The following is a 5045-nucleotide window of genomic DNA, read 5'->3' on the forward strand; positions in this document are numbered from 1 at the left end:
TTAGTTTAAGCATAAAAATAATGACTTCTTTTAATACGAGCAAAGTAACTCCCACATTATGGCATTGCTATAACGCCAGATCCTTACGTCCTTTATGGGCTTTAGAAGAGATGGGCATAGAATATCAATTAAACGTTATGCCGTTTCCACCACGCTTTGCCCAAAGAGAGTACTTGGAAACCAACCCCCTTGGCACTATTCCATTTTTTGATGATGGCAGAAGTCAAATGACTGAATCATCAGCCATATGTCAATACTTAGTCGACGTTTACGATAAACCTGAATTTGGCATTACGGTTGACTCCCCTGATTATGGTAATTATTTAAATTTTTTACATCAAAGCGATGCAACTCTAACGTTCCCATTAGCGATTGCTTTAAGGTATCAACATTTAGAGCCTGATGACCGCAAGTTACCTCAAGTAGCAGAAGGTTATATTCGGTGGTTTTCGGCACGTCTACGTTGGTTAGAGCAACATTTATCAACGGGTCGACTATATTTATGTGGTGAGAGATTCACTGTGGCTGATATCGCAGTGGGTTATGCGCTACATTTTGCTAGCATTATTGGTTTAAACACACATTTGAATTCTGATATTTCTGCCTACTTATCAAGATTGACAGCAAGAGCGGCTTTTAAAAGAGCAATGGAAAAAGGAGTTGAATTGGACCCTTTTAAAACCTTAGTTTTATAAACAGGAATGGCAGACGCTACTTAATTAGACCTTCAAAGTAACAAGGCATCCAATCACAACGTAATAAACAAGTGAACCAGAATCGTTGATAATCCCTCTTTAAACTGTTCGTTCAATTGCAAACAAGTTATAAAAATTCTCAGTAGTGATCTTGGCTAACTCGTCAACGGTAATGCCTTTTAAATCAGCAATGAACTCCCCTACTTCTCTAACAAACCCTGGTTGATTAGGTTTACCTCTGTAGGGTACAGGTGCTAACCAAGGTGAGTCTGTTTCAATTAGTAATTTATCTAGTGGGATTTTTTTCACCACATCTTGCAACTCTGTAGCGGTTTTAAAGGTCACTATGCCAGATATCGAGATGTACATACCCAGCTCTATTGCTGCCTGCGCCATTTCCCAGTTTTCGGTAAAACAGTGCAGTACACCTAGGGTTGATGGGTCTTTATGTTGTTTAAGTAATTCAATGGTATCGACCCGGGCATCGCGGGTATGGATGATCAAAGGTTTATTTAACTTATTGGCCACTTTGATATGGTCGACAAAAGACGTTAGCTGTACCGCTTTGGTTTCTGCGCTATAAAAATAATCGAGGCCGGTTTCACCAATGGCTACAACGTCATCGCTATCAGCCATTTGCAAAAGGTCTTCATAACTACAGGCATCTTCTTGATGTAAAGGATGTGCGCCGCAAGATACAGACACGTCTTTAAAATCCTTGACCGTATCTAACATGGCAGGAAAGTCTTTCACCGAAACTGACACACACAAAAAATGTTCAACACCGCGGTTTCTCGCAAAATTGAGTACGTCTGACAGTTCTTCTGGGGTTTTATCTAATCGGTCTAAGTGGCAATGTGAATCAACAAACACGAGTTTTTTTCCATTTTAATTAGGTTACAAAATTTATGCGGCTTTAACTAGCGCCAGCTTATTGAGTAATTGGGTTAATACTAAAGTTTTATTCACCCCAGGATTACGCAATTGTTGGGTGACTTTAATGGCTTGTTCACTTAACTGCCAAACCGATTCTGACATTTGTTCGGTGCATTGCTGCCGTGCCCAGTACTGAGTCCATTTAAGCACTTTATCTGCACTGTCTTGCCAATCCATGGCTAGTTGCATGGCATTGGTTTGCCCTTGTAACAAAGCTTGTAGTCCTTGGCTAAAGATATCATAAGTAAACTTTTGTTCTTCTTGTAGTTCAGCTAATAACGCCAGTGGTCGGGCACTAAACAACTTTACAAAGTTAATATCAATTTCTGCAGCGTATTGGGTTTTCACCCACGCTAAGGTTGTGTCCAAATCTGGCACAGGTAAGGCTAATTTTTCACAGCGACTTTTGATTGTGGCTAAGATACGTTCGGGTTTATCTGTTGTAAGTAACAAAAAGGTATTGGCTGTGGGTTCTTCTAATGTTTTAAGTAATGCATTAGCACTTGATTCGGTCATGGTATGTGCATGATAGATGATCAACACCTTTGCCCCAGACATATGAGCAGAGCTACCTAACTTTTTGATGGCTTCGCGTATCTGATCCACACCAATTTGTTTGTCAGATTCCACTACATGTAAATCAGGATGGGTGTTTGCTGCATTGAGTAAACAAGACTGACATTGACCACAGACCTTGTCACCCTGCCTAGCTTTACATAGAAGCAGCTGGCCTAATTGCATGGTAAAGCTGGCTTTACCGAGCCCTGAAGGCCCTTGAATAAGCAATGCATGGTGCAACTTATTCGTTACAATCCTATGACTTAATTGTTTAAAAGATGCATCTAACCAAGGGAACACCTAATTCTCCAAAAACTGCTTGATACATATCTCAACATCATTATGCACCGCTTGCATACTTTGCATGGTGTTAATCACCTCACAATTAGGATCTTGCTGAGCTAATTGTAAATACCGTTCGCGGGTTCGTTCGAAAAAGCTAAGTTCTTCTTGTTCAATACGATCTAGCTCTCCACGACCTTTTGCCCGCTTAAGGCCTTCTTTGGGCTCAACATCCATATACAAGGTGAAATCTGGCTTAAAGTCTCTTAATGTGATGGCTCTTAGGCTTTCGATCATGTGCTGATCAATCTGCCGACCGCCGCCCTGATAGGCCTGTGAGGACATGTCGTGCCGGTCTCCAAGTACCCAATAACCTTTGGCCAAATTAGGCAGTATTACGTTTTGCACTAATTGGGCTCTGGATGCATACATTAACAACAACTCAGCTTCTACCGTGACTTTTTCATCTTTCCAGTCGTGTTTAACTACATCTCTGATGGCTTCTGCCATTGCCGTACCGCCAGGCTCTCTAGTATTAACCACAGTGTGACCAGCAGCTTGAATAGCTTGTGTCAAAATCGCTACGGCACTGCTCTTGCCTGCGCCTTCTAGACCTTCAATAACGATGAATTTACCTGATGTTTGCAACTAGGACTCTCTTATTTTCTTAATTGATATTTACGCACTGCAAGATTGTGATCTTTTAGTGTGGTTGAAAACTTGTGGCTGCCATCGCCTTTGGATACAAAATACAAATCGTCAGTGGTTAAAGGATTAAAGGCAGCGTCAATGGCTAACTTACTTGGCATGGCGATAGGTGTTGGCGGTAATCCCTTTATAACATAAGTATTATAGGGCGTAGCGGTTTTTAAATCTTTACGCCGAATATCGCCATCAAAGCTTTCGCCCATACCGTAGATAACAGTAGGATCGGTTTGTAAACGCATATTCAGGTTAAGTCTGTTTACAAAAACGCCTGCAATTCTAGGTCGTTCATCGGCCACTCCCGTCTCTTTTTCGATGATTGATGCCATAGTCAAACCTTCGAAAGCCGAATCATAGGGTAAGTCTAATGCACGATTCTCCCATGCCATATCTAAATAGCTTTGCATACTAAGATGGGCTCGTTTAACTATATCAATCGCCGCTGTCTGCGCCACAAAATAATAAGTATCAGGTAATAGATACCCTTCAATTGACTGCTTTGGCAATGATTTAGTTAGGATTTCAAGCTGTTGGTTGAACTCATCAGAAAATGTAATTTGGGGATGAGACTTTAATACTGATAACCATTCCCGCCAATTTAGTCCTTCAACTAAACTGATTGAAAACTGTAACTCTTTACCACTAGAGAAAAGACTCAATAAATCTAATGCACTCATTGTCGGTAAAAGTTGATAGGTGCCGACCTTAATATTGGCCAGTTCTGGTTCGAGTTTCAATCTGATCTTAAGGCCAAGTGTATCTGAGATAATTCCCCGGTCTCGTAATCGATTCAGTATCCCTTTGGCTGATTGACCTGATTTAACTTGATAGACAGTTGCTTCAGTAATGTTAAGAGGTTGGTGTACCTTTTTGTCAAAATGAAACAGTGTATAGACAAAACCAATGCCTAATAGTACGGCTAAAAACGACAACCACTTTACAATTTTCATTAAACGTTTATCGCCTTAAGGTTTATTTTTTGTTGTACATAATGCTGCAACCGTTTGCTTTTATCTACAACATAGTCGGTGTTTTGCTGATTGATTGGATTAAACAAATTCACTACTGGCACCATGACCATTAAAGAATTACAAACAAACAATTCTTGAGCGGTAAGTAAATCACTTACATCCTGCTTAACCACTTCACAGCTTAGTCCATTTTCTTCCATAACAAGCAGAATTTGGTTACGCATAACCCCATCAACACCTGACTCCATAAGGCTTGGGGTATACCAGCTATCGTTTTTATACCAAAACAGGTTTCCCACAGAGGTTTCTATTATTTGGTTGTGAGTATCACAAACAATGACATCATCATAACGGGTTTGTGCCAGTGAATTTTTAACTAATACTTGCTCTAAGCGGTTAAGATGTTTAATACCAGCTAACAGCGGTTGGCAAGCTAATGTGATTGGGCTAATGGATAACCGAATTCCCTCGGATTGCCATAAAGTGTAATGGGATGGAATACTGTGATGAGATATAACAAAGTTCGGGTGTGTGGCACCTACTGGACTATATCCCCCACCACCTTGACCTCGGGTAATGATCACTTTGACGACACAATCACCCGCAGACTTTAACGAATCAACAACGCAGACTTCTAACTCTGACCATTGATCAAAATCAATATACAGCCTGCTACAAGCCAATTTTAGTCGTTGAATATGCTCATCAAAAAATTCAAGATGGCTATTTCTAAACGCCATAGTAGTAAAGCAGCCATCACCATACTGAAAGGCTCTATCTGCAATCTCTATATATTGCTGCTGCCGACCGTTAACAATCATTCATTTCTGCGTCTAGATACCTAAAAGAACTTCAATAATACCTAAAAGCCAAATTTTGCCTACTGTTTCTTAAACAG

At 40.4% G+C, this 5045-nt stretch carries 6 protein-coding genes; 1 reads left to right on the plus strand and 5 read right to left on the minus strand.

The features are described 5' to 3' along the window. Nucleotides 1-695 (plus strand): glutathione S-transferase family protein (locus tag QZ488_RS21060; RefSeq protein ID WP_366509088.1); only part of this gene is annotated, 695 nt, incomplete at its 5' end. A 99-nt stretch (nucleotides 696-794) separates the two neighbouring features. On the opposite strand, the gene QZ488_RS21065 is transcribed toward QZ488_RS21060, so the two are convergent. Genes QZ488_RS21065 through pabC form a run of 5 tightly spaced genes read right to left on the minus strand, consistent with a single transcriptional unit; the run spans nucleotide 795 to nucleotide 4968 of the window. Then, nucleotides 795-1568: a TatD family hydrolase gene (locus tag QZ488_RS21065; RefSeq protein WP_293752457.1), complete on the minus strand. Its 774-nt coding sequence runs from the start codon at nucleotides 1566-1568 to the stop codon at nucleotides 795-797. Between the two features lie 33 nt (nucleotides 1569-1601). Continuing rightward, complete coding sequence (gene holB, locus QZ488_RS21070; protein WP_293752459.1) at nucleotides 1602-2489, minus strand: DNA polymerase III subunit delta'; 888 nt, start codon at nucleotides 2487-2489, stop codon at nucleotides 1602-1604. Then, complete coding sequence (gene tmk, locus QZ488_RS21075; protein WP_293752461.1) at nucleotides 2490-3119, minus strand: dTMP kinase; 630 nt, start codon at nucleotides 3117-3119, stop codon at nucleotides 2490-2492. An 11-nt stretch (nucleotides 3120-3130) separates the two neighbouring features. Further along, nucleotides 3131-4126, minus strand: coding sequence for an endolytic transglycosylase MltG (mltG, locus tag QZ488_RS21080; protein WP_293752463.1), 996 nt, complete (start codon nucleotides 4124-4126; stop codon nucleotides 3131-3133). Then, nucleotides 4126-4968: an aminodeoxychorismate lyase gene (gene pabC / locus QZ488_RS21085; protein WP_293752465.1), complete on the minus strand. Its 843-nt coding sequence runs from the start codon at nucleotides 4966-4968 to the stop codon at nucleotides 4126-4128. The genes mltG and pabC overlap by 1 nt, the downstream gene beginning before the upstream one ends. Nucleotides 4969-5045: the final 77 nt, after the last annotated feature.

Origin of the sequence: uncultured Paraglaciecola sp. (genome assembly GCF_913020055.1) — a bacterium.
Classification (GTDB): Bacteria; Pseudomonadota; Gammaproteobacteria; order Enterobacterales; family Alteromonadaceae; genus Paraglaciecola.